The organism is Serratia sp. CY40230 (assembly GCF_052168835.1).
GTDB classification, from domain to species: domain Bacteria; phylum Pseudomonadota; class Gammaproteobacteria; order Enterobacterales; family Enterobacteriaceae; genus Serratia; species Serratia nematodiphila.
The window spans coordinates 58514-83152 of sequence record NZ_JBJNLX010000001.1 but is presented as its reverse complement, the minus strand read 5'-3'; the positions used below and the strand labels follow the sequence as shown (position 1 = coordinate 83152).

Sequence of the window (24639 nt, the reverse complement as noted above, 5' to 3'; positions counted from 1 at the left end):
GACCTCATACTTTTTGCTTATCCCCCGCCTTATGCGGCCTTTTTTTGGGAGTTGTGTTGTTTTTACCATTTCAAATGCGTTTATTGTGTGGTTTTATTGTGGTTATCACATCAAAACGGGACATCAGCATGATGGAAGAACAAACGGATTGGGACATTGTCGTGATTGGCGGCGGTGTGGTCGGGTGTGCGGTATTCCGCAAATTCTGCCTGATGGGCGCCCGTACGCTGCTGTTGGAAAAGGGGGGCGATATCCTGTCCGGCGCCAGCAAAGCCAACAGCGCGCTGCTGCATACCGGCTTCGATGCGCCGAGCGGCAGCCTGGAACTGCATTGCATGCAGGCCGGCTACCGGGAGTTTATCGCTATCCGTGAACGGATGAATTTGCCGCTGTTGCCTACCGGCGCGTTGGTGGTGGCGTGGGACGAGCAGCAGCTGGCGGCGCTGCCCGCGATCGTGCAGCAGGCGCATGACAACGGCGTGCTGGACGTGGCGCAGATCGACGCCGCCGAACTGTATCGCCGTGAGCCGCAGCTGGCGCCCGGCGCGTTGGCGGCGGTAGAGGTACCGGGAGAGAGCGTGATCGATCCCTGGAGCACGCCGCTGGCGTACCTGACGCAAGGTGTCAAACACGGCGGCGACTATCGCTTCAATACCGAGGTGACCGGCGCCGAACGCTTGCCGACCGGCTGGCGGCTAACCAGCAACCGGGGCGAGTTTCACGGCAAAATCGTCATCAACTGCGCCGGCAATCAGGGCGACCGGGTAGAAAGTTTCTGCCATCAGCCCGAGTTTGAAATCCGCCCGCGCAAAGGGCAGTTCCTGGTGTTCGACAAGGCCGCCGCCGGTCAGGTCAACGCCATCATCTTGCCGGTGCCGACGGCGATCACCAAAGGGGTGCTGCTGTCGAAAACCATCTTCGGCAATTTGCTGCTCGGGCCGACCGCCGAAGAGCAGCAGGATCGCGAGACGGCGACGGTGGACGAAACCAAAATGCGCGAGCTGATCGAACAGGGCACCCGGCTGCTGCCCACGCTGGCGAATTACAGCGTGACCGCCAGCTATGCCGGATTACGCCCGGCGACCGAACAGAAACACTACCGCATCCAGCACTATCCCGACCGGCAGTGGATCTGCGTGGCGGGCATTCGCTCCACCGGCCTGACGGCGGCGCTCGGCATCGCGCAATATGTGGAACAGCTCTATCGTGACCACTTTACGCCGTGCTTCACGCCGACAACGCCGCAGACCGTGCATTGGCCGCAGATGCCGATGCTTGCCGACTATGCGCTGCGCGATTATGCGCGCCCGGACAACGGCGGCATCGTTTGCCATTGTGAGCTGGTGACCCAGCGGGAGATAGAGGCGGCGTTCGATTCCGCCGTGCCGCCGGAATGCATCGGCGGGCTGCGGCGCCGCACGCGCGTGATGATGGGGCGCTGCAACGGTTTCTATTGCAGCAGCCGGGTGGCGGAAATGGTGGGCGATCGTTTTGGCCAAACGCTGGCCGTAGGGAGCATTGATGAAAACTGAGTATCAGGTGGCGATTGTCGGCGCCGGGCCGGCCGGGATTGCGGCGGCGACCGCGCTGCGGCAGGCGGGCATCGAGGATGTGGTGATCCTGGAGCGGGAACAGCAGGCGGGCGGCGTGCCCAGGCACTGTCGGCACCCCACCTTTGGGCTGCAAACGTTTTATAGGCCGATGCTGGGGTCCACCTATGTCGATAAAATACTGGCGCGCGCCGGGCAGGTGGAGATCCGTACCGGCGTGACGGTGCTCGCCATCAAACCAGACGGTGAGCTGACCATCACGGACCGCCGTGGCGTCAGCACCTTGAAAGCGCAGCGGGTGATCCTGGCGACCGGCGTGCGCGAGACGCCGCGTCATCCGCGCCTGGTGAGCGGCCTGCGGCCGCAGGGCGTGCTGACCGCCGGCGCGCTGCAGCAGTTCGTCTATTTGCGCGGGCTGCAGCCGGGCAAGGCGCCGGTGGTGGTCGGCACCGAGCTGGTCAGTTTCTCCGCGCTGTGGACGCTGCGCAACGCCGGCGTGCGCGCCGTCGCCATGATTGAAAGCGGCGGCAGGCCCGTCGCCTGGCGGCTGAGCGCGCTCTATGCGCGCCTGATGGGGGTGCCGATTCACTATTATTCGCGGGTGACCGACATTGCCGGCCGCGATCGGGTCGAATCCATCGAGGTGGAGAATCGCCAGGGGGAGAAACGGCGCATCGCCTGCGACAGCCTGATCTTCACCGGCCGCTTCACCGGGGAGTATACGCTGATCCGCCAGAGCCACCTGGCGCAGCGGCCGGAGAGCGGCTGCCCGCTGACCGATCAGTTCGGCCGCTGTTCCGACGCCGCCTATTTCGCCGTCGGTAACATGCTGCATCCGGCGGACATGGGCGACCAGTGTTATCAGGAAGGGCTGCACGTCGGCGAAGCCGTTGCCCGTTCGCTGCAGCGCACGCTGCCGCCGGCGCGGCAAATCCTCCCGGTGCGGCATGACGAGCGGATCCGCCTAACCGCGCCTGCCAACGTGGCGCTGATCGGCAAACCCGCCAAGGTCACGATCAATATGCGCGTGGAACAGCCGGTGTCCGGTTCAGTGGTGGTGCGGCTGGGGGAGAAAGTGCTGTACCGCAAAACGCATCGCTGCCTGCCGGAACGGCGGATCCTGCTGCGCAATATCGCCTTGCCGCCCGGCGGCGAGCGTGACGCGCTGCACATCAGCATCGAACCCGCCGGATGAACGGCGGCTACGGCTTGCGTCTAACGCCATGAAACCCGTAGTATTCCGTCAGTTAACGCCGCGAGTCTCGGCGGAAGCAGTCACTCTTACTTAAGGCAGCGAGTGTAATGTGAATGGATATCTCTAATTCCGTGGAAAGGCGCAATGAAATACTGGCGCTGATCCAGGCCAATGGCCGGGTTTACGTGAATGAGCTGGCGGATAAATTCCAGGTTTCGCAGGAAACCATTCGGCGCGATCTGAACAAGCTGGAAGACTATCGGCTGATCAAGAAGATCCACGGTGGCGCGGTCAGCAGCCAGTTCAAGTTCGAGCATGAATTCAATGAGCGGGCCAAAATCGCCGAGGCTGAGAAGCGCGCCATCGCGGAGAAAGCGGTGACGCTGATCCAACCGGGCGATACGGTGTTCGTGGATTTCGGCTCCACCACGCTGGAGTTCGCTCGGCAGTTGGCGACGGTGGATCAGTTGACGGTCATCACCAACTCGCCGCTGATCGCCAACGTCTGTCTGGAAAATGACTCCATCGACGTGGTGCTGATCGGCGGGCAGTTCATCGACTCCAAAATGGCGTGCCTGGGCGCGATCGCGTTGAATAATATCGAAGCGTTTTTCGCCGATTACGCCATTATCGGCGCCGGTGCGGTTAATGTGCAGACCGGGGTGATGGATCAAAACGTCAATGAGGCGGCTATCGCGCGCAAAATGATTGCGCAGAGCCGCAAATGCATCGTGCTGGCGGATGAAAACAAGCTGCGCGGGCATGCGATGACGCTGGTGGCCAAATGGCCCGAGGTCGATTATCTGGTGACCTCCGACAGCGGTAATGCATTGGAAGGATTGGTTTTCCCCGCCAACGTCAATGTGTTGGTGGCGCAGGTATAAAGGGGAGAAGCCTTTCTCCATGCGGAGAAAGGCTCAAACCGCTTCCGTCAGGCGATATCGACCGCGCGCACCTCTTTGGATCTTAGCTTCACGCGGATTGGCACCGATTTGTACGAAGGCGTACCGCTCTCCTCATCGATGTAATGCAGCGGCACCAGCACGTTGGCTTCCGGGTAGTAGGCGCCAACCGATCCGGCCGAGATGTTGTAGGCGATCACCGTGATGCCTTCCAGGCGCTGGGTGCTGCCGGGCAGCGCCGTTTCCAGGTCGACCACGTCGCCATGCTCCAGCCCCAAACGTTGCAGATCGCTGTCATTCATAAACAGCACGTCGCGCCGGCCGAAAACCCCGCGATAGCGGTCATCCAGGGCATAGATGGTGGTGTTGTACTGATCGTGGCTGCGCAGGGTGATCAGCCGCAGCGTATCTTGTTCCGCCGCAATCTGGTCTTCGTGCAACCCGCTGAACACCGAGAACATCGCTTTGCCCGTCGCCGTCGGCCACTGGCGTTCTGTCGGCGGCAATGGCATGCGAAAACCGCCGGGTTGACGAATGCGCGCGTTGTAATTGTCGAAGCCGGGGATGGTTTTTTCGATCAGATCGCGGATCACGTCGTAATCCTCGACCAACTCATCCCAGGGCACCTTGCTGGCGGGCATCACCGTTTTGGCCATGCCGGCCACAATGGCGGGTTCCGAACGCAGGAGTTCCGACGCCGGTTTTAATTTGCCGGACGAGGCATGCACCATCGACATCGAATCCTCCACCGTCACCGATTGCCGTCCGCCGGCCTGCAGGTCCAGCTCGGTACGGCCCAGGCAGGGCAGAATGAGAGTTTCTTTCGCCACCAACAGATGGCTGCGATTGAGTTTGGTGCCGATATGCACGCTTAACTCCAGCGCTTTCATCGCCGGGAAGCTCTGCTCGGGGTCCGGCAGCGCCACGGCGAAGTTGCCGCCCAGGCAAATCAACGCTTTCGAAGCGCCGTCGATCATCGCCTGCATGCATTTCACGGCATCGTGACCGTGGGCTTTGGGCGGCGTGAAGCCAAACACCGTTTCCAGCTTCGCCAAAAATTCGGCCGAGGGTTTTTCGGTGATGCCGACGGTGCGGTTGCCCTGCACGTTAGAGTGGCCGCGCAGCGGGCAAATGCCGGCGCCCGGTTTGCCAATGTTGCCGCGCAGCAGCAGCAGGTCAGCGATCAGGCGCACGTTGGCCGTCCCTTTATTGTGCTGCGTAATGCCCATGCCGTAGGTCACGATGGTGGCGTTGGATTTCGCGTAAGCGGCGGCGACCTGTTCCAGATCCTGACGCGTCAGACCGCTTTCCGCCTCAATGGCTTCCCAACGGGTGGCCCGCAGATCGGCGTCGAAAGCCGTAAACCCTTCAGTGTGCTCGGCAATAAAGGCGTGATCCAGCGCATTGCCATGCTCATCATCCAACTGCAGCAACGCTTTGGCGATGCCTTTGAGCGCCGCGGCATCGCCGCCGGCTTTGACCTGATAGTAGGTTGAAGCGATCGGGGTCGAACTGTAGGTCGCCATTTCGATGACGTTTTGCGGATCGGTGAAACGTTCGAGCGCCCGCTCGCGCAGCGGGTTAAACACAATGATCGGCACTTTTTTGCGCGCCAGCTCATGCAGCGTGCCCATCATGCGCGGGTGGTTGGTGCCCGGGTTGTGCCCGATGGAAATAACCAGCTCCGCGCTGTCAAAGTCGTCCAGCGAGACAGTGCCTTTGCCGATGCCGATCGACTGCGGCAGGCCAACGCTGGTCGGCTCATGGCACATGTTGGAGCAGTCGGGAAAGTTATTGCTGCCAAATTCACGCGCAAACAGCTGGAACAGGTAGGCCGCTTCATTGGACGCCCGGCCGGAGGTATAAAATTCCACCTGTTCCGGCGGCAGCGTCTGCAAGACGGCGGCGATGCGTTGGAACGCCTCGTCCCAGGCCAGCGGGCGCAGGGTGTCCGTCCCGGCGTCATAAAACAGGGGCGTGGTCAGACGGCCGTAGTCCTCCAACTGATAATCGGTTTTTTGCAGCAGTGAGGTCACGGTATTTTGCGCTAGGAATTCAGGGGTCACGCGCTTGCTGGTCGCTTCCCAGGTCACGGCTTTGGCGCCGTTTTCGCAAAACTGAAAGGTGGAGCGATGCTCTTTATCCGGCCACGCACATCCCGGGCAGTCAAACCCGTCGGGCTGGTTGGTACGCATCAGCGTCACCGGCGCTTCCAGGGTATCCATCTGTGTGCGCACGGCGATGGCCGTCGCTTTCAGCGCGCCCCAACCGCCGGCGGGCCCATCGTAGGGATGGACACCGGGTACTGCTCGTCTTTTCGCCATTATTGATTGCCTCCGACACCGCTTACGATAAATGCAGGTGATTGATTTAAAATTAATATTGTCGTTATCGTCTAAGAAGGAAGGCAGACGCCGCCGTCGTCAAACGCGAGCCTGTCGCTTCAGTATAGATGAGTAAGAAAGGGCGCAGCGGCAGTCAATGCGGGGAAGTAGCGGCCCGTCTAACCTGAGGCGGGCCGCCGGGGCGTTACTTTTTCACCACCAGGCCCACGCCGCGGCCGCGCGGATCGGACGCGGTTTCCGGCGTGCGGCCATCGATGCGGATGACCTGAATATCCCCCATGTTCCAGCCCTGGTCTTCGAGGGTGTAGCCCATGGCCTTCAGCTCGTCCGCCGGTTTGCCGGTCAGCGGCGCAAAGCTGTCATAGTAGACGGTGTCCTTCGGCAACAGCTGATGGTGTACGCGCTGGGCGGCCACCGCCTGCGCCAGCGGCAGATGGTAATCGTAGAGGTTGTTGATCACCTGGAAGATCGAGGTGAAGATGCGCGAACCGCCCGGGGTGCCGATCACCAGGGTGACGTCGCCGTCGCGGGTGATGATGGTCGGGCTCATCGAGGAGAGCATGCGTTTGCCCGGCTCAATGGCGTTGGCGTCGCTGCCCACCACGCCAAAGGCATTGGCGACGCCCGGTTTGGCGCTGAAGTCATCCATCTCGTCGTTGAGCAGGAAGCCGGCGCCTTTGACCACCACGCCGCTGCCAAAGTCCCAGTTGAGCGTATAGGTGTTGCTGACGGCGTTACCGGCGGCATCGACGATCGAGAAATGGGTGGTTTGGTGGGTTTCCAACCCCGGCCGTACCTGCTCGGTCGGTGAGATCGCCTGCGGATTGATCTCGGCGGCGCGTTTTTGCAGGTAATCAGGGGCGATCAACTGCGCTTCCGGCACGTTAGTGAAATCCGGATCGCCGAGGTAGTCGGCGCGATCGGCGAACACGCGTTTTTCGATCTCCGCCAACAGGTGGATATAGCGCGCCGAGTTCAGCGGCACGCCCTTGAAGTCGGCGGCGCGATCTTCTTTTATCCCCAGCAGCTGCGCCAGCGCGATGCCGCCGGAGCTGGGCAGCGGGGCGGTATACACGGTGTTGCCGCGCCAGCTGATGCGCATCGGTTCGCGCCATTTCACCCGGTAGTCGGCCAGATCCGCCGCGCCGATCAGCCCGTTGTCGCGCTGCATTTGCGCCACCAGCAGGCGGGCAGTTTCGCCGTGATAAAAATCGTCGGCGCCCGATTTGGCGATGCGCTCAAGGGTGGCGGCCAGCTCCGGCTGTTTGAACACCGTGCCGGGCTTCATGGCGCCGAAATAGTCGCCGAAGTTGGTTTTACCGGCGAACAGCTTGTTGGCGTCTTCACGGTACTGATACTGCTGATCCGCTACGGTGAAACCTTGCCGGGCGTAGCCGATCGCCGGCGTCAGCAGTTCGGCCCACGGCAGCTTGCCGAAACGCTTGTGGGCTTCCCACAACCCCAGCACGGTGCCCGGCACGCCGGCGGCGCGGCTGCCCACCAGGCTGAGATTTTCGATCACTTCGCCTTTCTCGTTCAGATACATGGTCTTGCTGGCGGCCTTGGGCGCCACTTCGCGGTAATCGAGAAAATAGGGCTTACCGTCGACGTACAGCGTCATAAAGCCGCCGCCGCCGATATTGCCGGCTTCAGGGTAGGTCACCGCGAGGGTAAAGGCGGTGGCGACCGCCGCGTCGACCGCGTTGCCGCCGGCCTGCAGAATGTGCGCGGCGACCTTGGCGCCATACTGATCCGGGGCGGCGACCGCGCCGGCGGCCAGATCGGCGGCAAAGGCGGCGGGAACGGTGCAGGCAAGGGCCACGCTCAGAGCTATCGTTTTCAATAAACCGGCAGACATAGAAGATCCTTTTAGCGATGTTCAGTTATCAGGTGAATTCAACTAATTATTTTGAAACAGCAGGTTAGCGCGTTTTCTTCGGGTTGTTGCGACGCTTTATTGAAGGTAGCAGCGGTCAGGCGGGGCCGCCTGACCAGAGTAGCAAATCGTGACGTGACGCGTTATGCGCCGGCGGGCAGCGCCGACTGCAGCCATTGGCAGAAGTGACGGGCGAGCGGATTGTGTTCGCTGTCGCGGTGCAGCAGCCACGCCCAGTTGGCGCCGCGCACGCGTTGCTCGGTTAACGGCTGCAGCAGCCCGACGTCGCGCGCGTGTTGCGCCAGCAGTTGGCTGACCAACGCGATGCCGAGGCCGTTGCAGGCGGCGTCCAGCAGCAGACCTGGATCGGAGAAGTTCAGCCCGCTGTCGCGTTGGCCGACGTGCGCGCCGCCCGCCACCGTCCAGTGGCTCCAGTCCATCTCGCGTTCGCCATGCAAGGTCACGCGCTGCTCCGGCGCCAACGCCAGCAGGCTGGGGTGGCAGGCGGGATAGAGCCGGTCGGTACAGAGAACGTTAAAGGTGCAGTCCGCCTGCGCGCTGAGATCGTCGCGGATCGCCAGATCGATGCTGTCCGTCGCCATATCCGGCGGTTCAAAGCTGGTGAACAGCCACAGATCGATCTGCGGATGTCGCCGGTTGAACTCGCCCAGCCGCGGCGCGAGCCAGTGGCGGGCAAAGGCCGGGGTGGTATTGACGATCAGCTGATTGGGTTTGCGGTACTGATCCAAACGGCGAATGCCGACGGCCAACTGTTGCAGCATCACCTGCGCAGTGCTGAACAGATCGTGGCCGGCGTCGGTCAGCGTTACGCTGCGGCCGGTGCGGAAGAACAGCGGCTGCTCCAGAAACGCCTCGAGGCTGCGGATCTGCTGGCTGATGGCCGACTGGGTCAGGTGCAGCTCTTCGGCAGCCTGATGAAAACTACCCAGGCGCGCCGCCGCTTCGAAACCGCGCAGGGCGCTCAAGGGGGGCCAGTGTTTTAACATTATCGATAAGCCTGTCTAATCAGATATCCGCTAAATATATCGTTTGTCGCGGTGGCGAGGGAAGACTAGCATGAGATTCAAGTGCCGGAGCGTAAAGATCTCGGCTAACCATTTGAATTTAAATTAATTAAAAGAGGTTGTTTATGTCAACGCGTCGCACCTTCATCAAGCAGCTTTCGGCGGTGGCCGGCGTCGGCTTGACGGCATCGTTGGGCTTTCTATTACGCGGTCACGCAGAAGCTGCGCTTAATCCGGCCTGGCGGATGCCCGACGAAGGGGAACCTCAGCTGCGGGCGTTTCTCGCCTTCGGCGCCCAGAAGGCCATCTGGGGCGGGTTCACGGCGGACGTGCAGGCAGCGCAGGGGCGCATCGCCCGCGCCATCGCCGAGTTTCAGCCGCTGACGGTATTTTGCCACGCGCACGAACGGCAGCTGGCGGAGGCCACCTGCGGCAGTCAGAACGTCAGCTATGTCGTCACCGAGCTGGATGACATCTGGATGCGTGACATTGGCGCCAATTTCGTCGTCAACGACGCCGGTGCGCTGGGCGCGGTGGATTTCAACTTCAACGGCTGGGGCGATAAGCAGCAGCATGCCAGGGATGCGCGTCTGGCGGCGTTCGCCGCCAAAAAATACGGCGTCGCTCAGCCGCGCCGCAGCGCGCTGGTAGGCGAAGGCGGCGGCATTGAGGTGGATGGGCGCGGCACCGGCATCATGACCGAGAGCAGTTGGGTGAATGCAAACCGTAATCCAGGCTGGAACCGCGATCGGGTGGAGCAGGAGCTGAAGGCGATGCTCGGCCTGCGCAAAATTATCTGGCTGCCGGGCATTAAAGGCCGGGACATCACCGACGCCCACGTCGATTTTTATGCCCGTTTCGTGCGGCCGGGCGTGGTGGTGGCCAACCTGGACACCGATCCGGCCTCTTATGATCATGCGGTTACCCAGGCGCATCTGGCGATCCTCAAGGCAGCGACCGACGCCGACGGCCGCAAGCTGCAGGTGCATACGCTTTCGCCGCCGCTGGCGCCGCGCGACAGCCGTTTCAGCCGTAACAATCCGGACTTTGCGGCGGGCTATATCAACTATTTCGTGATCAACGGCGCGGTGATCGCCCCTGAATTTGGCGACCCGCAGGCGGATAAGGCGGCATTTACGCTGTTGTCGGCGCTCTATCCGCAGCGCAAGGTGGTGCAGTTGGAGATCGACGCCATCGCGGCCGGCGGCGGCGGCATTCACTGCGTGACCAGCCAGCTGCCGGTGCATGGCAAACCAGAGCAGTGAATGTTCAAAAAATGCGCGCACGGTTGTTTGTCGCCATAGGCTGTGGTTGGCTGAGTGGAAACATAAGGAGGCCATCATGAACGACTCATCCTTGAGCATTCCCACCTGGTATCGCGATCCGCACGCAGAGCAGGCCATGGCCGAAGGCCATGCGCCTATCTGGCGGCATCTGCTAACTCTGGTGCCGGAACACGAACTGTCCGGCGTCAGGGTGCTGGACTTCGGCTGCAATCAGGGCGGTTTTCTGCGTCTGTTGCACCAAATCCGGCCATTTCGTGAAGGGCTCGGCGTCGATATCGCCCGCCAGTCCGTCGAACACGCCAATCGCCTGAAAGGAAACCTGCCGATCGATTATCAAACCGACACGCGGCTGACAGGCTGGGATGACCATTTCGATATCGCCTTCAGCCATGAAGTCATCTACCTGATCGAAGATATCGCGCAGCATGCCGCCGATATGCTGCGGGCGCTGAAACCGGGCGGCGTTTACTATGCGGTGACCGGTTGCCACACCGACAACCCGCTGTGGCCGCAATGGCGCGCAAGGGTCGCTGAACAGACGCATACCGTGGTGCAGGATCGCTCGCTGGACGACTATGCGCGCATTTTCTCCGGCGCGGGGTTCCAGGTCTCTGCCCGCAGGCTGGGTTTTTCCGGCTTCGTGCCCTATGAGCCGGACGGTTGGATGCCGAATATCGCGGCGGCGATCGACTACTATTGGCACACCAAAACGGTGTTCAGATTGGCGAAGCCGTAAAAAGCCGTAGGTACGCGAGGCTGTTGGCGTAGGCGCCTGCGCGATGATGAAGCATGGGCAGACTGCCATCCTGAATATCATGGGGGGGAGCTATTGCTTTTATCTCACTGTGTTGCTCTAAAAAATCCTGGTATCTGTGATGAGGCAGGTAGGCGGGGGGATTTTCCATGGATCTTGTCCACCTATCCAATATGTGGACAACCTGTGATATTCTTTCGTCCCTGACCCCATTCAATGTGGAACATCACGATGAGTAATGATGCGGATAATAGCGGCTCACAGGTGATTGCCCGGGCCGCCACCCTGCTGCGGGCGCTGGAAACTCAACCGAAGGGTATGACCATCTCTCAATTGTCCCGGGAAACGGGGCTGCCGCGCACCACCGTACACCGTTTGGTCACCTCGCTTGAATCGCAACAGCTGCTCATCATGGGCAGCGGCGGCGTTCAATTAGGGCCGGCGCTCGCCCGCCTGGCGGCTTCCGCGCATACGGATGTGATCACCCTTGCAAAACCGGCGATGGAAACGCTTGGCCGCCGCACGCGTGAAACTGTCGATTTGTGCGTTTACCGCGGCAGCCACGCAGTATCGGTAGGCCAGTTTGTTTCCGATCAGGAACTTCGCGTCGTATCAGCCGTTGGCACCGCCTTTCCGTGTCACTGCACGGCGCATGGCAAAGCCATTCTGGCCGAGCTGCCTGACGAAAAGATTGCGGATCTGCTTGGCGGCCAGCCGGATGTCAGAACGGATAATACCCTCAGAACCGTCTCATCCGTACTGGAGGACATTCGGGAAACCAGGATCCGTCGTTACGCCATCGATCGCGAAGAGCACGCTCGCGGCGTCTGTGGCGTCGGCGTTTACCTCAATATCGGCGTCAACGAGCTTTACGCCATATCCATTGCGGTTCCGGCCATGCGCTTCGAGGAAAAGTTTGACCATCTGCTCGGTTCGCTGATGCAGTGCAAAGCGGAAATCGAGGCGATGCTGGCATAACAAGCCGGGGCGTTTGGCCCGGCAGGCGCTAAACGCCGCATGGGCAAGCATGCCTCGCCCCCGGCGCTGCGTTGGCGAGGGGAAGGCGGCAGTCAGCTGTTGCCGAACCGGGCATAAATCTCAGGCAGAAAACGGCCGAGCGAAGAGAACTCCGTCATATCGTGGACGGCCATTTCATAGGCAAAGCCTTCCAGCGACGCTTTCGTCATTCCCGCTTTTGCGATGTATTCGCGCGAGCGTTTTCCGCCGTCCGGGAACTTGTCGAATCTATCCCAGGATTCATGCGTGCCGATCCAGTAACGGTTGACCATTTCCATCCCTTGCGGCGTGTCGCGTCCCAGATGAATCATCAGCACCAGCGGCGTTGATTGCGCATCATAAGGCGTGATGATGCCGCTGGCGTTAAAGGTAAAGCGATGCTTTTTGAGCAACTCGCTCTCGATGCCGAAGCTTTCCGGCGCATTAAAATGGATAACGCCGTCAAGATAGTTATCGCCAATGTACTCGGTAATGTGGTTCGGGTTGCCGTACAGCCGCTCAGTGTAGGACAGACGGGTATCTGCCAGACGCTTGGGATCGACAACCGAGTTGTGGATATGAGCATGCGGGAACCACAGATAATAGCGTTCGCTCTCGATCGGGTGCCAGCAGAACCACCACTTGAACATCTCCGTGGTCACGCCCGGAAAAATATGGCGGCTTTGCGCATAGGCGCAGGGGCCGCCATCCTCAACGACGGCGTAACCCGATACCGGAAACTCGTCAAAACGTTCCAATAGGGTTTTCAGGCCCGCTTTCGTGGGTTGAAGAATGTGTTCTTTTGCCAACGGCCCCTGTTCCAGCGCGCGGATCATCTCTACGGGCGCATCCAGATTGCTGTCGAAGAACTCGGCATAGGGCTTGCCCTGAATGCCTTTCTCATTGATCTTCAAGCGTTTCTGCATCGGCACCTGATAGTAGGAAATCAATGACTTATCGAGCGATGCGCCCGCATCAGTAAACGCGCCTTTCCGCGTCGCCGCCGGTAGGGCGGATGATGGCGCCGCCATGGCGGAAGACAGCAGGGATTGAGAAAGCAAGGCGCCGCCAGCCAACAGCGGAATGCGTTTGATGATATTACGACGTGAAATTTCTTTACTCATGAGATCCTCACTTAGGTTGTCGCCGACTTGACGGCAGCGAGATGTGGTGTGGTTGATATTGACTCTGAATTATCCGAATGATGGATCATTCATCCGAATAATGGTTATTATTCTGTTGCTGGATGTGGGCGATGTCAACGCTCATTGAGTGACAAAGCGCATGGATTGCCAAAAAGCGCCGGCCAGCCATTGCAGGTAATAACTGAGGGGTTGCCGACGTTGGCAGGGTAGGATTGACATTCGATTTACAGTTCGCGCGTTGACATGTTGGGCAGAAGCCTCAAGAATACCGTCCGAATTGTGGATACTATATCCATATATCGGATATTTCAGTGAGGCACTCTATGCGTGAATTAAGAAAAATGGCGGCGTTTACGCTCTTGGCCGTGGCCTGTCTGACGATCATGGTCGGTTGCGTGATCGTTCCCGGTTTGACGGAGATCGCGAGCCAGTTGGGCACGCCTTCCGCGGCCAGTTGGCTGGTCACCGTGCCGTCGTTGGGCGTGGTGATATTTGGCCCCTTCGCCGGACGTTTTATTGACAAGGCGGGCGCTTACGCGGCGCTCAGCTGGGGGCTGTTGTTGTATGGCCTGCTTGGGGCGGGGGGGCTGTTGCTTCGCGGCTTTTGGCCGGTGATGCTCGACCGCCTGCTGCTTGGCGGCGCCACGGCGATCGTGATGTCAGCCGGCACCGGTCTGATTTCTGCTTTTTACAGCGGGCAGGCGCGCTTGAAAATGATCGCTTCGCAAGGCATGTCGATCGAGCTGGGCGGCGTCATCTTTCTGTTTATCGGCGGGCTGTTGGCGACGCTCGGCTGGCGCTGGCCCTTCCTGTTGTATCTTGTCGCCTGGGTGTTGCTGGCGATGCAGTTGCTGTTTGTGCCCAAACCCCAGTCCGATGTGGGCGAATCAGACAACGTTCAGCGCGGTGATGCCATTTCCACCGGCGCCGGCAGATTAACCGCGGTCTATTTTTCCGCTGTGCTTTCCATGATCTGCTTCTTCACCGGGATCATTGTCATCCCGCAGCATTTCCACCACATGAATATCGGGGCGGCGCAAACGGGATACTTCCTGTCGTTTATCTCGCTTATCGCCGTTTTTGCCGCCGCGCTGATGCCCAGGTTGGTGGCTTTACTCAGAGAAAACGGCGCGCTTGGCGCGGCGTTTGTCTGTTATGCCGCAGCGCATCTGCTCTTCGCCTCTGCGCACGGCACTGCGGCATTTGTTGCCGGCGGCATTCTGATGGGATGCGGGTTCGGCTTCTCGGTGCCGTTGGTTAATCATATGACCGTAGAACAAAGCTCCCCCCGCACCCGGGGGCGAAATCTGGCCTATTTATCGATGGCGATTTTCTCCGGCCAGTTCTTGTCATCCTTTATGGCGTTCATTCCCGGCAGTTCATCCGCCGTTTTCCTGGGAGCGGCGGGTATCAGCATCGCCACGATTTTGGCGCTGACGCTTGCGCGCAGATTAGGGTAAACCCACCGCGCTGCGCGTTTTCCAGCCCGAAAAGATTTTACGCAATCCTTACGCAACCCTTTCAGAAGCGCATTGCGGCATTCGATATATTGAGAATAGTCATTCTCAACAGGATCGTATTGCAATGCAGAGGAAAACGCTTTTAGCGCTGGGGCTGTCGCTGTTGCTGGCCGGCTGCGATGGGCAAAACGCCGACGCGCCGGCGGGAGCGGGCGGTGAGCGGGAGGTCGGCGTGGTCACGCTGCGCGGCCAGTCAGTGACCCTGAGCAGCGAGTTGACCGGCCGGGTCAACGCCACCATGACCTCCGACGTGAGGCCGCAGGTCGACGGTATCATCAAGCAGCGGCTGTTTACCGAAGGGGCCGAGGTGAAAGCCGGGCAGGTATTGTATCAAATTGACCCCGCCAGCTATCAGGCCAGCTACGATCAGGCCGCCGCCCAGTTGAAAAACGCCCAGGCTACGGTGCAATCCACCCGGCTCAAATCGCAGCGCTATGCGGCGTTGGTGAAAGAAAACGGCGTTTCCAAACAGGACGCAGACGACGCCAAAGCCGCGTATCTGCAGGCCGTGGCGTCGGTGGCGCAGTACCAGGCGGCGCTGGAGACGGCGCGCATCAATCTCGGCTATACCCAGGTGCGTGCGCCGATCGCCGGGCGCATCGGTATTTCGTCGGTGACGCCGGGCGCGTTGGTGACCGCTGGCCAAAGCGATGCGTTGACCACCATCCGCGCGCTGGATCCTATCTATGTCGACCTTACCCAGTCCAGCGCCCAGCTGCTTAAACTGCGGCGCCAACAGGCGGCGTTACAGCGCGGCGCGGTCACGCCGGTCGCCATCAAGCTGGAGGACGGCACGTCTTATGCCCATGCCGGCAAGCTGGAGCTGACCGAGGTGGCGGTGGATGAGGCTACCGGTTCGGTCACGCTGCGCGCGGTGTTCCCCAACCCCGAACATGAGCTGTTGCCCGGCATGTATATCCACGCCACGGTGGATAACGGCGTCGATCCCAAAGCCATTCTGGCGCCGCAGCAGGGCATCACCCGCAACGCCAAGGGCGAAGCCACCGCGTTGGTGGTCGACGAGCAAAACAAAGTGGCGCAGCGCACCGTCAGCGCCGAACGGGTGGTGGGCAGCAACTGGCTGATCGGCAGCGGGCTGAACGAAGGCGATCGCCTGATCGTCGAAGGCACCAGCAAGGTGACGATCGGCGCCGCAGTGAAACCGGTTGAAGTCTCGGTCGACAAAAACCAACGCGGGGAGCAGTGATATGGCGCAGTTCTTTATCCGGCGGCCGGTGTTCGCCTGGGTGATCGCCATCATCATCATGCTGTGCGGCCTGATGTCGATCAATTCGTTGCCCATCTCGCAGTACCCGGACGTGTCACCGCCGCAGATTTCCATCTCCGCCACCTACCCGGGCGCGGACGCGGAAACGCTGGAAAACAGCGTCACCCAGGTGATAGAGCAGCAGCTCACCGGGCTGGATGGCCTGCTGTATTTCTCTTCGACCAGCAGCTCCAGCGGCTCGGTCAGCATCGACGTCACCTTTGATCAGGGCACCGATCCGGATATCGCGCAGGTGCAGGTGCAAAACAAAGTTCAGCAGGCGGAAAGCCGCTTGCCGAGCGCGGTCACCGCCCAAGGCGTGACGGTCAAGAAATCCCAGAGCAGCTTTTTGCTGATCGTCGGGCTGTATGACGAGACCGACAAGGCGACGATGGCCGACATTTCCGACTATCTGGTCAGCAACCTGCAGGATCCGCTGTCGCGCATCGAGGGCGTGGGGGACGTTCAGGTGTTCGGCTCGGAATACGCGATGCGCATCTGGCTGGATCCGACCAGGCTGGCGAGCTATGCGCTGATGCCTTCCGACGTGCAGACGGCGATCGAGGCGCAAAACACCCAGGTATCCGCCGGTAAAATCGGCGATCTGCCGGCCGCCGCCGACCAGCAGCTGACCGCCACGGTGAAGGCGCAGTCGCGGCTGCAAACGCCGGAACAGTTCCGCAATATCATCCTGAAAAGCGACAGCAGCGGGGCGCTGGTGCGGCTGGGCGACGTGGCGCGGGTTGAACTGGGCAACGAAGACTACTCCGCCAGCGCGCACCTCAACGGCCACCCGGCGGCGGGGATCGCGGTCAAGCTGGCGGCGGGCGCCAACGCCCTCAACACCGCCAAACTGGTGAAGGCCAAAGTGGCGGAATACCAAAGCGCGATGCCGCAGGGTTATAAGGTGGCCTACCCGAAAGACAGCACCGACTTCATCAACATCTCGATCGAGGAGGTGGTGAAAACGCTGTTCGAAGCGGTGGTCCTGGTAGTGGTGGTGATGTTCGTGTTCCTGCAAAACCTGCGCACCACGCTGATCCCGACCATCACCGTGCCGGTGGTGTTGCTGGGCACCTTCGGCGTGCTGGCGGCGTTCGGCTACTCGATCAATACCCTGACGCTGTTCGGCATGGTATTGGCGATCGGGCTGTTGGTGGACGACGCCATCGTGGTGGTGGAAAACGTCGAACGCGTGATGCGTGAAGATAAGCTGCCGCCGCGCGAGGCGACGGAGAAATCGATGCGCGAGATCACCGGCGCACTGGTCGGCATCGCGCTGGTGCTGTCGGCGGTGTTTCTGCCGATGGCGTTCTTCGGTGGTTCCACCGGGGTGATCTACCGCCAGTTCTCGATCACTGTCGTCTCCTCGATGGTGCTGTCGGTGGTGCTGGCGTTGACGCTGGCGCCGGCGCTGTGCGCCACGCTGCTGAAAGCGTCGCATGAAGAACAGACCGACAAAGGGCTGCTGGGTAAATTCAACCGCGGTTATAACCGGCTGCAGGAGAAGTACGCCGACAAGGTCGGCGGGGTGATCCACCGGCCGACGCGCTATCTGCTGCTGTACGGCCTGCTGCTGATCGCCACCGCCGTGATGTATCTGCGTTTGCCGACCGGTTTCCTGCCCAATGAGGATCAGGGGTCGGTGATGGTGCAGTACACCTTGCCGGCCGGCGCCACCAATGCGCGCACCTCGGCGGTGAGCGAAGCGGTGACCGCCTATTTCCTCAACCAGGAAAAGGCCAACGTCAGCACCATTTTCACCATCAACGGTTTCGGCTTCAGCGGCAGCGGGCAAAACGCCGGCATGGCGTTCGTCAGCCTCAAAGACTGGAGCCAGCGCGGCGGCAGCGAAAACACCGCCGACGCCATCGCCAAGCGCGCCATGGCGCATTTCGCCTCGCTGCGCGACGCCCAGGTGTTCTCCATGAGCCCGCCGGCGATCGACGGCTTCGGCCAGTCCGACGGCTTCACCTTCGAACTGCAGGCCAAAGGGGCGACCACCCGCGCCGAGCTGCAGGCGATGCGCGATCAGATCGTCGCCGCCGCCGCCGGCAATCCGTCGCTGTTGGCGGTGCGCGCCAACACCTTGCCGGACACGCCGCAGCTGCAGGTGGAGATCGACAGCGGCAAACTGCAGGCGCTCGGCCTGAGCGCCGGCGACGTCAACAGCACGCTTAGCAGCGCGTTCGGCAGCACCTACGTCAACGACTTTATCGATCGCAACCGGGTGAAAAAAGTCTATATGCAGGGCGACGTAGCGTATCGCGCCAAGCCGGAAGATCTCGACAAATGGTTTGTGCGCGGCACCAACGCAGCGGGCGACAGCAGCATGACGCCGTTCTCCGCTTTTGCGTCCTCACACTGGATCTACGGCCCGGAAAACCTGTCGCGCTATAACGGGCTGTCGTCGTTCGAGATCACCGGGCAGGGCGCCGCCGGCGTCAGTTCCGGCACGGCGATGAGCGAGATGGAGAAACTGGCGGCGAAGTTCTCCGCCGGCAGCAGCTATTCCTGGAGCGGGCTCTCCTATCAGGAGCGGCTGACCAGCGGCCAGGCATCGTCGCTGTACGCCATTTCGCTCATCGTGGTGTTCCTGTGCCTGGCGGCGCTGTATGAGAGCTGGTCGATTCCGTTTGCGGTGATGTTGGTGGTGCCGATGGGCATCGTCGGTTCGCTGCTTGCGATCACGCTGCGCGGGCTGGAGAACGATATCTACTTCCAGGTGGCGCTGCTGACCATCGTCGGTTTGTCGGCAAAAAACGCCATTCTGATCGTCGAGTTCGCCGAGGAAATGCACCAGCGCGGTGAAACGCTGATTGGCGCGGCGGTTCACGCGGCGCGCATGCGCCTGCGGCCGATCCTGATGACCTCGCTGGCGTTTACCGCCGGGGTGCTGCCGCTGGCGGTATCCAGCGGCGCCGGCGCCAACAGCCGCATCGCCATCGGTACCGGCATTATCGGCGGCACGATCACCGCCACCGCATTGGCGATCTTTTTCGTCCCGCTGTTTTATGTGCTGGTGCGACGCATGTTTACCCGTCGGCCCGCCAACTCGCCGTCGCAGGCAGGAGAATAACGTGTTGCAACGAGTCATGATGTTAACTTTACCGCTGCTGCTGAGCGGGTGTCTGTCGCTGGATCCGCACTACCAGCGCCCGGCGGCGCCGGTGCCCGCCAACCTGCCGCAGGGCGAGGCCGCCGGCAAGCAGGCGTTGAGCTACCCGGACGTCGCCTGGCGCGACTATGTGCAGGACGCCAGGCTGCGCCAGGTGGTGGCGATGGGGCTGAGCAGCAGCCGCGATCTGCGCGAGGCGATCGCCAATATCGCCTCGGCGCGCGCGCTGTACGGTGAGCAGCGGGCAGCGCTGTTGCCGACGATCAACGCCACCGCCGACGGCAGTCGCGGGCGTTCGCTGACCGGCAACGGCAATGCCACCGCCATCAGCCAGAGTTACGAAGCGCAGGCCGGCGTCAGCGCCTTTGAGCTGGATCTGTTCGGCAAAAACGCCAGCCTGTCGCGGGCGGCGTTCGAAACCTATCTGGCGAACTCGGAGGCGGCGAAAAGCACCCGCCTGACGTTGATCGCCGACATCGTCACCGACTGGGTGGCGGTGGCGGCCGAGCGCAGCAATCTGGCGGTGGCGCAGCAGACGATGGAAAGCGCCAAACGGTCGCTGGAGGTGACGCGCAAGAACCAGCAGCACGGCATCTCGTCGCTGGTCGACGTGGCGTCGGCGGAGACCGTTTATCAACAGGCGCGATCGGACGCCGCCAGCTATGCGACCAGCGCCGCGCAGGCGAAAAACGCGCTGGATTTAGCGGTGGGGCAAAGCGTGCCGGAAAACCTGCTGCCCGGCGGCATCGACGCGCTGGGCGGGATCATGCGCGACCTGCCGGCCGGGGTTTCTTCGCAGGTGCTGCTGACGCGGCCGGACGTGCTGCAGGCGGAGCATAACCTGAAATCCGCCAACGCCAATATCGGCTCGGCGCGGGCGGCGTTCTTCCCGTCGATCAGCCTGACCGCCAGCGGCGGGGTGGGCAGCGGTGAACTCTCGTCGCTGTTCAGCCATGGCGCGGGCGTTTGGTCATTCGCCCCGAGCATCAGCCTGCCGCTCTTCAGCGGCGGCTATAACACGTCGCAACTGAACTACAGCAAAGCGCAGAGAGATCTGTATGTCGCCACCTATGAGAAAGCGGTGCAGACGGCATTTCAGGAAACCGCCGACGCGCTGGCGCGCAAAGCCACGCTGCGGGAACAGCTGGCGGCGCAAACCGGCTATGTGGCGGCGGCGCAGCAATATTATCGTCTGGCCGAACTGCGCTACCGCCAGGGCGTGGACAGCTATCTGACCGTGCTGGACGCGCAGCGCACGCTGTATACGGCGCAGCAGTCGCTGATCGCCGCGCAGCAGACCGCGTACGATAATCAGGCGACCCTGTATAAAGTGTTGGGCGGCGGGGTTGCCGCCGAGCGGCAGGGGGATGGCGTCATCGCCGACAAGACGACGCTTAGCCGCTAACCTTCGACCGCGCGCGCCGGGCGTTTGGCTGCGCGCGTTTTTTATGGAAAGTGTAAAGAAACGGAAAACCCGCGCGGCGGCCCGAACTCGCCGCGGCGGGCAGAGTCAGACAGGTAATTGCACTCACTTTTTCTTCATATCGGCTCGAGGTCGTCATGGCAGAAGACATTCAGCAACAGGTCATCGCGCTTATCGCCGCCTTCAACGCATCAGGGCGGCTGCAGAAGGGCGTGGCCATCACCCCGGAAACCGAGATTAACACCGTGCTCAATCTGTCGTTCAGCGACTCCAACACGCTGATGCGCCGCTACTTCGACACCTTCGGCGTCGACAGCGGCAACTATAACCACGAGCTGTATTTCCAGCCGCCGAGCAATACCGGGCGCTGGTTTTCTCCCTCCGCCTGTAAAGAACACACCCGGCCGCTGTGTGTGTCTATGCTGGTGCGCTCCGCGCGCGCCAAACGCTGGCTGTACGACATCCATTTTCTGATCGAGCAGCTCCGTTAGCGCCGCATTACTGCTCCAATACCTCAGCGAACTTCGCCAGCCACTGCGGATGCGCCGGCCAGGCCGGGGCGGTGACCAGATTGCCGTCGACGTGCGCCTGATCGATGCCGATCTCCGCATAATGACCGCCGCCGAGCCGCACCTCCGGCGCGCAGGCCGGGTAGGCGCTGCAGGTGCGGCCTTTCAACACTCCGGCCGCCGCCAGCAGCTGCGGGCCGTGGCAAACGGCGGCGATCGGTTTTTTCGCGGCGTCAAACGCCTGTACCAGCGCGATCACGTCGGGGTTCAGACGCAGGTATTCCGGCGCCCGACCGCCGGGGATCAAGAGCGCATCGTAGTGCTCTTCTTTGGCGGCGGCGAAGTCGGCGTTCAGGGTGAAACGGTGGCCGGGTTTCTCGCTGTAGGTCTGCGCGCCGTCAAAATCGTGGATCGCGGTCTGGATATAGTCGCCGACGGCTTTGCCGGGGCACACGGCGTCCACCCAATGGCCGATCATCTGCAATGCCTGAAACGGCACCATGGTTTCATAATCTTCGGCGTAGTCGCCGACCAGCATCAGGATCTTTTTCTTGCTCATGATCACAACTCCTGCAGGAGGGGGAATGCCTAAGGTATAGCCCAGCCCCCCTGGGAATGCGAACCGCAAAGCGCCTATCTATACTCGTGATACTGCGGCGCTTTTCTCGTCGCTCAACCCCAGGGAGGATCCCCGATGCTGAATTTGGCTGCCTTGCTTGAAGAAAGTGCGCGTACCTGGCCGGAGCGGCCGGCGGTGATACAGGACGATATCCCGCTCAGCTATCGGGCGCTGAATGAAATGGCCAACCGGGTGGCGAATTTGCTGGTCGCGCGCGGCGTGCAGCCCGGTGAACGGGTGGCGCTGGCCTGCACAAACCGGCCGGAGTTTCCGGCTATCTACTACGGCATTCTCAAAAGCGGCGCCGTGGTGATGCCGCTGAATATTTTGCTTAAAAGCGCCGAATTCGACTATTACCTGGCGGATTCGGCGGCGGTGGCGCTGTTCTGTTTCGAAGGCAGCAGCACTCTGCCGCTGGGGGAAGAGGCGCTGCGGGCGGCGGCGAAGGCGGAACAATGCCGCGAGGTGTTTATTATCGGCGATCGGCTGCCGCTCGAGGGGGAGCGTTTCAACCAGGCGATAGCCGCACAGTCCACTGAGTTCGCGTCTGCCGCAACGCTCGAAAGCGACACGGCGGTGGTGCTCTATACCAGCGGCACCACCGGCCGGGCCAAGGGTGCGGAGTTGACCCACGCCAATCTGGTGCTCAACGCATTGGGATCGGTGCGGCTGTTCGACGGCTCAGAGGCGAATCCCGATCGTCACCTGGTAACCTTGCCGCTGTTCCACACGTTTGGTTCGACGGTGCAGATGAACGCCGGATTTGCCGCCGCCGCCACCCTGGTGCTGGTCGAGCGCTTCGACGCCGCACAGGCCATCGCGCTGATGCAACGGCACGGCATCACCTTTTTCGCCGGGGTGCCGACCATGTATTGGGCGCTGTTGAATGCGCTGGATGAGCACACGGATATCGAACGCTTGCGCAGCACGCTGCGTATGGCGGTGTCCGGCGGGGCCAGCCTGCCGGTGCAGATCCTGGAGGATTTCTCGCGCCGCTTCGGCGTCAATATTCTCGAAGGGTATGGGCTGTCGGAAACCAGCCCGGTCGCCACCTTTAACCATCCGCACCGCGTGACCAAACCCGGCTCCATCGGCCAACCGATCTGGGGCGTGGAGGTTCGCTTGCTCGACGTCACCGGGCAGCCGATCGACGGTGTCGATCAGGTGGGGGAGATCGCGGTGCGCGGTTACAACATCATGAAAGGCTATCTGAATCGCCCCGAAGCGACGGCGGAGGTGCTGGAAAACGGCTGGTTTCGCACCGGCGATCTGGCGCGCCGCGACGCCGACGGCTTCTATTTCATCGTCGATCGGGCCAAGGACATGATCATTCGCGGCGGGTTCAACGTCTATCCGCGCGAGATTGAAGAGGCGTTGATTCGCCATCCGGCGGTGTCGTTGGTGGCGGTGATCGGTGTCGAGCATCCTTCGCTGGGCGAAGAGATCAAAGCGGTGGTGGTATTGAAGGAAACGGAAGAACCGATCGAGGAAGAAGCGTTGATCGCCTGGAGCCGGGAGCGGCTGGCGGCGTTCAAGTATCCGCGTATCGTCGAGTTTGTCGAACGCTTGCCGATGACCAGTACCGGTAAGGTGTTGAAACGCTGTTTGCGCTGAGGAAAATCCGGCCTGCCGGGGCAGGCCGGAATACGGGCATCAACCTGGGTAGATGCCGCGCTCTTTACGTGCGGTCAGGATGCGCTCACAGGCCACGATGTAAGCGGCGGTGCGCAGGCTGCACTCTTTCTCGGCGGCCTTGTTCCAGACGTGGACCATCGCGTCGGTCATGATCTTGTCCATACGCTCGTTGATCTCGGACTCGCTCCAGAAGTAGCTCGCCATGTCCTGCACCCACTCGAAGTAACTGACCGTTACGCCGCCGGCGTTACAGATAACGTCCGGAACCACGGTGATGTTGCGGGAACGCAGAATGTCGTCCGCTTCTGGGAAGGTTGGGCCGTTAGCCCCTTCCAGCACCAGTTTGGCGCTGAGGATTTCGGCGCGCTGGCGGGTGATCTGGCCTTCCAGCGCCGCAGGGATCAGGATGTCCATGTCGACCGACCAGAACGCTTCGCTCTCGATCTCGCTGGCGCCAGGGAAGCCGGCGATCTGCTTGTGCTTGGCCTGGTATTCGGTCAGCGCGGCCAGGTCGATGCCGTCGGCGTTGAACAGGGTAGCGGAGTGGTCCTGGATGGTGACGACGCGCGCGCCGACGCCGACGAACAGACGGGCCGCTTCGCTGCCCACGTTACCGAAGCCTTGTACCGCCACTTTGGCGCCTTCGATCTGCACGCCCAGACGCTTGGCCACTTCGCTGCCGGTGACGAACACGCCGCGGCCGGTCGCTTTCTCACGGCCCAGGGAGCCGCCGAGGTGGATGGGTTTGCCGGTGACCACGCCGGTGATGGTGGTGCCGTGGTTCATGGAGTAGGTGTCCATCATCCAGGCCATCACTTTGGCGTTGGTGCCGACGTCCGGCGCAGGAATGTCTTTCTGTGGCCCGATGATGAAGCCGATTTCACTGGTGTAGCGGCGGGTCAGTCGCTCCAGTTCACCTTCAGACAGTTTGAACGGGTCGACGCGGATACCGCCCTTGGCGCCGCCGTACGGCAGGTTGACCGCGGCACACTTGATGGTCATCCAGGCGGACAGGGCCATCACTTCGTTCAGATCGACGTCAGGGTGGAAGCGGATGCCGCCTTTGCCCGGCCCGCGCGACAGGTTGTGCTGTACGCGGAAACCTTCGAAGTGACGGATGGTGCCATCGTCCATCTGCAGCGGGATATCGACAATCAAAGCGCGCTTAGGGTGACGCAGCGTATCAACCCAGCGTGACAGGTCACCGAGGTAAGGGGCGACGCGATCGATTTGTTGCAGATATGTAGCCCAAGCGGTGGTGCTGCTGTCTGAAGCGTAGGATAGCTTTTCCATAACCAACCTTTATATATTAGAGGTATTTATTTCGTTTAACCGTGGATTAGCAAGCGCATAACACTTTGCGACGCTAAATTTACCACTAATTATGCCGGTTGTTAGCCCCCCTCTCATCGGGCCAGCGGACGGTTTTTCGCCGCCTGCAGAGCGGTAAATGAATAGTTAATTACTTTTTGTC

The 24639-nt window shown here is 61.3% G+C and carries 18 protein-coding genes; 12 read left to right on the top strand and 6 right to left on the bottom strand.

Going from position 1 to position 24639, the window contains the following annotated elements; genetic code table 11:
- The first annotated feature begins 128 nt into the window (after window positions 1-128).
- The 3 genes from ACJ8IJ_RS00355 to ACJ8IJ_RS00345 all read left to right on the top strand — a co-directional run bounded on the left by ACJ8IJ_RS00355 (window position 129) and on the right by ACJ8IJ_RS00345 (window position 3629).
- Window positions 129-1532, top strand: a complete 1404-nt coding sequence (locus ACJ8IJ_RS00355; protein WP_004938024.1) for an NAD(P)/FAD-dependent oxidoreductase — start codon at window positions 129-131, stop codon at window positions 1530-1532.
- Window positions 1522-2745 carry an FAD-dependent oxidoreductase gene (locus ACJ8IJ_RS00350; RefSeq protein ID WP_004938022.1) on the top strand — a complete coding sequence of 408 codons (1224 nt, stop codon included), beginning with the start codon at window positions 1522-1524 and terminating at the stop codon, window positions 2743-2745. The genes ACJ8IJ_RS00355 and ACJ8IJ_RS00350 overlap by 11 nt, the downstream gene beginning before the upstream one ends.
- A 113-nt stretch (window positions 2746-2858) precedes the next feature.
- Window positions 2859-3629: a DeoR/GlpR family DNA-binding transcription regulator gene (locus ACJ8IJ_RS00345; RefSeq protein ID WP_004938020.1), complete on the top strand. Its 771-nt coding sequence runs from the start codon at window positions 2859-2861 to the stop codon at window positions 3627-3629.
- A gap of 47 nt (window positions 3630-3676) precedes the next feature.
- Here ACJ8IJ_RS00345 and ACJ8IJ_RS00340 read toward each other — a convergent pair whose 3' ends face one another.
- From ACJ8IJ_RS00340 to ACJ8IJ_RS00330, 3 genes are all read right to left on the bottom strand, one after another.
- A complete protein-coding gene (locus ACJ8IJ_RS00340; RefSeq protein ID WP_442518390.1) occupies window positions 3677-5974 on the bottom strand; it encodes an FdhF/YdeP family oxidoreductase in 2298 nt (765 codons plus the stop codon).
- Between the two features lie 202 nt (window positions 5975-6176).
- Entirely contained in the window at window positions 6177-7850 is a 1674-nt protein-coding gene (gene ggt / locus ACJ8IJ_RS00335; RefSeq protein WP_437188860.1) for a gamma-glutamyltransferase, read from the bottom strand.
- Window positions 7851-8011: 161 nt separating this feature from the next.
- Window positions 8012-8875, bottom strand: coding sequence for a LysR substrate-binding domain-containing protein (locus ACJ8IJ_RS00330; RefSeq protein WP_325961831.1), 864 nt, complete (start codon window positions 8873-8875; stop codon window positions 8012-8014).
- Window positions 8876-9018: 143 nt separating this feature from the next.
- On the opposite strand from ACJ8IJ_RS00330, the gene ACJ8IJ_RS00325 reads away from it, so the two are divergent.
- The 3 genes from ACJ8IJ_RS00325 to ACJ8IJ_RS00315 all read left to right on the top strand — a co-directional run bounded on the left by ACJ8IJ_RS00325 (window position 9019) and on the right by ACJ8IJ_RS00315 (window position 11911).
- Window positions 9019-10158 (top strand): agmatine deiminase family protein, encoded by a 1140-nt coding sequence (locus ACJ8IJ_RS00325; RefSeq protein WP_442518155.1) that lies wholly within the window; start codon window positions 9019-9021, stop codon window positions 10156-10158.
- Between the two features lie 76 nt (window positions 10159-10234).
- Entirely contained in the window at window positions 10235-10915 is a 681-nt protein-coding gene (locus ACJ8IJ_RS00320; protein ID WP_021503722.1) for a class I SAM-dependent methyltransferase, read from the top strand.
- 249 nt (window positions 10916-11164) lie between these two features.
- Entirely contained in the window at window positions 11165-11911 is a 747-nt protein-coding gene (locus ACJ8IJ_RS00315) for an IclR family transcriptional regulator (RefSeq protein WP_004938000.1), read from the top strand.
- A gap of 92 nt (window positions 11912-12003) precedes the next feature.
- On the opposite strand, the gene ACJ8IJ_RS00310 is transcribed toward ACJ8IJ_RS00315, so the two are convergent.
- Complete coding sequence (locus tag ACJ8IJ_RS00310) at window positions 12004-13053, bottom strand: DAPG hydrolase family protein (protein WP_280631581.1); 1050 nt, start codon at window positions 13051-13053, stop codon at window positions 12004-12006.
- A gap of 344 nt (window positions 13054-13397) precedes the next feature.
- Between ACJ8IJ_RS00310 and ACJ8IJ_RS00305 the strand changes: the two genes are divergently transcribed.
- The 5 genes from ACJ8IJ_RS00305 (at window position 13398) to ACJ8IJ_RS00285 (ending at window position 20893) form a co-directional block, all read left to right on the top strand.
- Complete coding sequence (locus tag ACJ8IJ_RS00305; protein WP_442518154.1) at window positions 13398-14534, top strand: MFS transporter; 1137 nt, start codon at window positions 13398-13400, stop codon at window positions 14532-14534.
- Between the two features lie 124 nt (window positions 14535-14658).
- Window positions 14659-15801, top strand: coding sequence for an efflux RND transporter periplasmic adaptor subunit (locus ACJ8IJ_RS00300; RefSeq protein WP_197753124.1), 1143 nt, complete (start codon window positions 14659-14661; stop codon window positions 15799-15801).
- A 1-nt stretch (window position 15802) separates the two neighbouring features.
- Window positions 15803-18940 carry an efflux RND transporter permease subunit gene (locus ACJ8IJ_RS00295; RefSeq protein ID WP_442518153.1) on the top strand — a complete coding sequence of 1046 codons (3138 nt, stop codon included), beginning with the start codon at window positions 15803-15805 and terminating at the stop codon, window positions 18938-18940.
- Between the two features lies 1 nt (window position 18941).
- Window positions 18942-20384, top strand: a complete 1443-nt coding sequence (locus tag ACJ8IJ_RS00290) for an efflux transporter outer membrane subunit (protein WP_442518152.1) — start codon at window positions 18942-18944, stop codon at window positions 20382-20384.
- A gap of 155 nt (window positions 20385-20539) precedes the next feature.
- On the top strand, window positions 20540-20893 hold the full coding sequence (locus tag ACJ8IJ_RS00285; RefSeq protein ID WP_004937980.1) for a DUF1493 family protein: 354 nt from the start codon (window positions 20540-20542) through the stop codon (window positions 20891-20893).
- Between the two features lie 7 nt (window positions 20894-20900).
- Here the strand turns inward: ACJ8IJ_RS00285 and ACJ8IJ_RS00280 are convergent, their stop codons facing one another.
- On the bottom strand, window positions 20901-21470 hold the full coding sequence (locus tag ACJ8IJ_RS00280) for a DJ-1/PfpI family protein (RefSeq protein WP_004937978.1): 570 nt from the start codon (window positions 21468-21470) through the stop codon (window positions 20901-20903).
- Between the two features lie 135 nt (window positions 21471-21605).
- Here ACJ8IJ_RS00280 and ACJ8IJ_RS00275 point away from each other — a divergent pair, with 135 nt between their 5' ends.
- Entirely contained in the window at window positions 21606-23144 is a 1539-nt protein-coding gene (locus ACJ8IJ_RS00275) for a long-chain-fatty-acid--CoA ligase (RefSeq protein ID WP_442518151.1), read from the top strand.
- Between the two features lie 39 nt (window positions 23145-23183).
- Here ACJ8IJ_RS00275 and ACJ8IJ_RS00270 read toward each other — a convergent pair whose 3' ends face one another.
- Window positions 23184-24458: a Glu/Leu/Phe/Val family dehydrogenase gene (locus ACJ8IJ_RS00270; RefSeq protein ID WP_004937972.1), complete on the bottom strand. Its 1275-nt coding sequence runs from the start codon at window positions 24456-24458 to the stop codon at window positions 23184-23186.
- Between the last annotated feature and the right edge of the window lie 181 nt (window positions 24459-24639).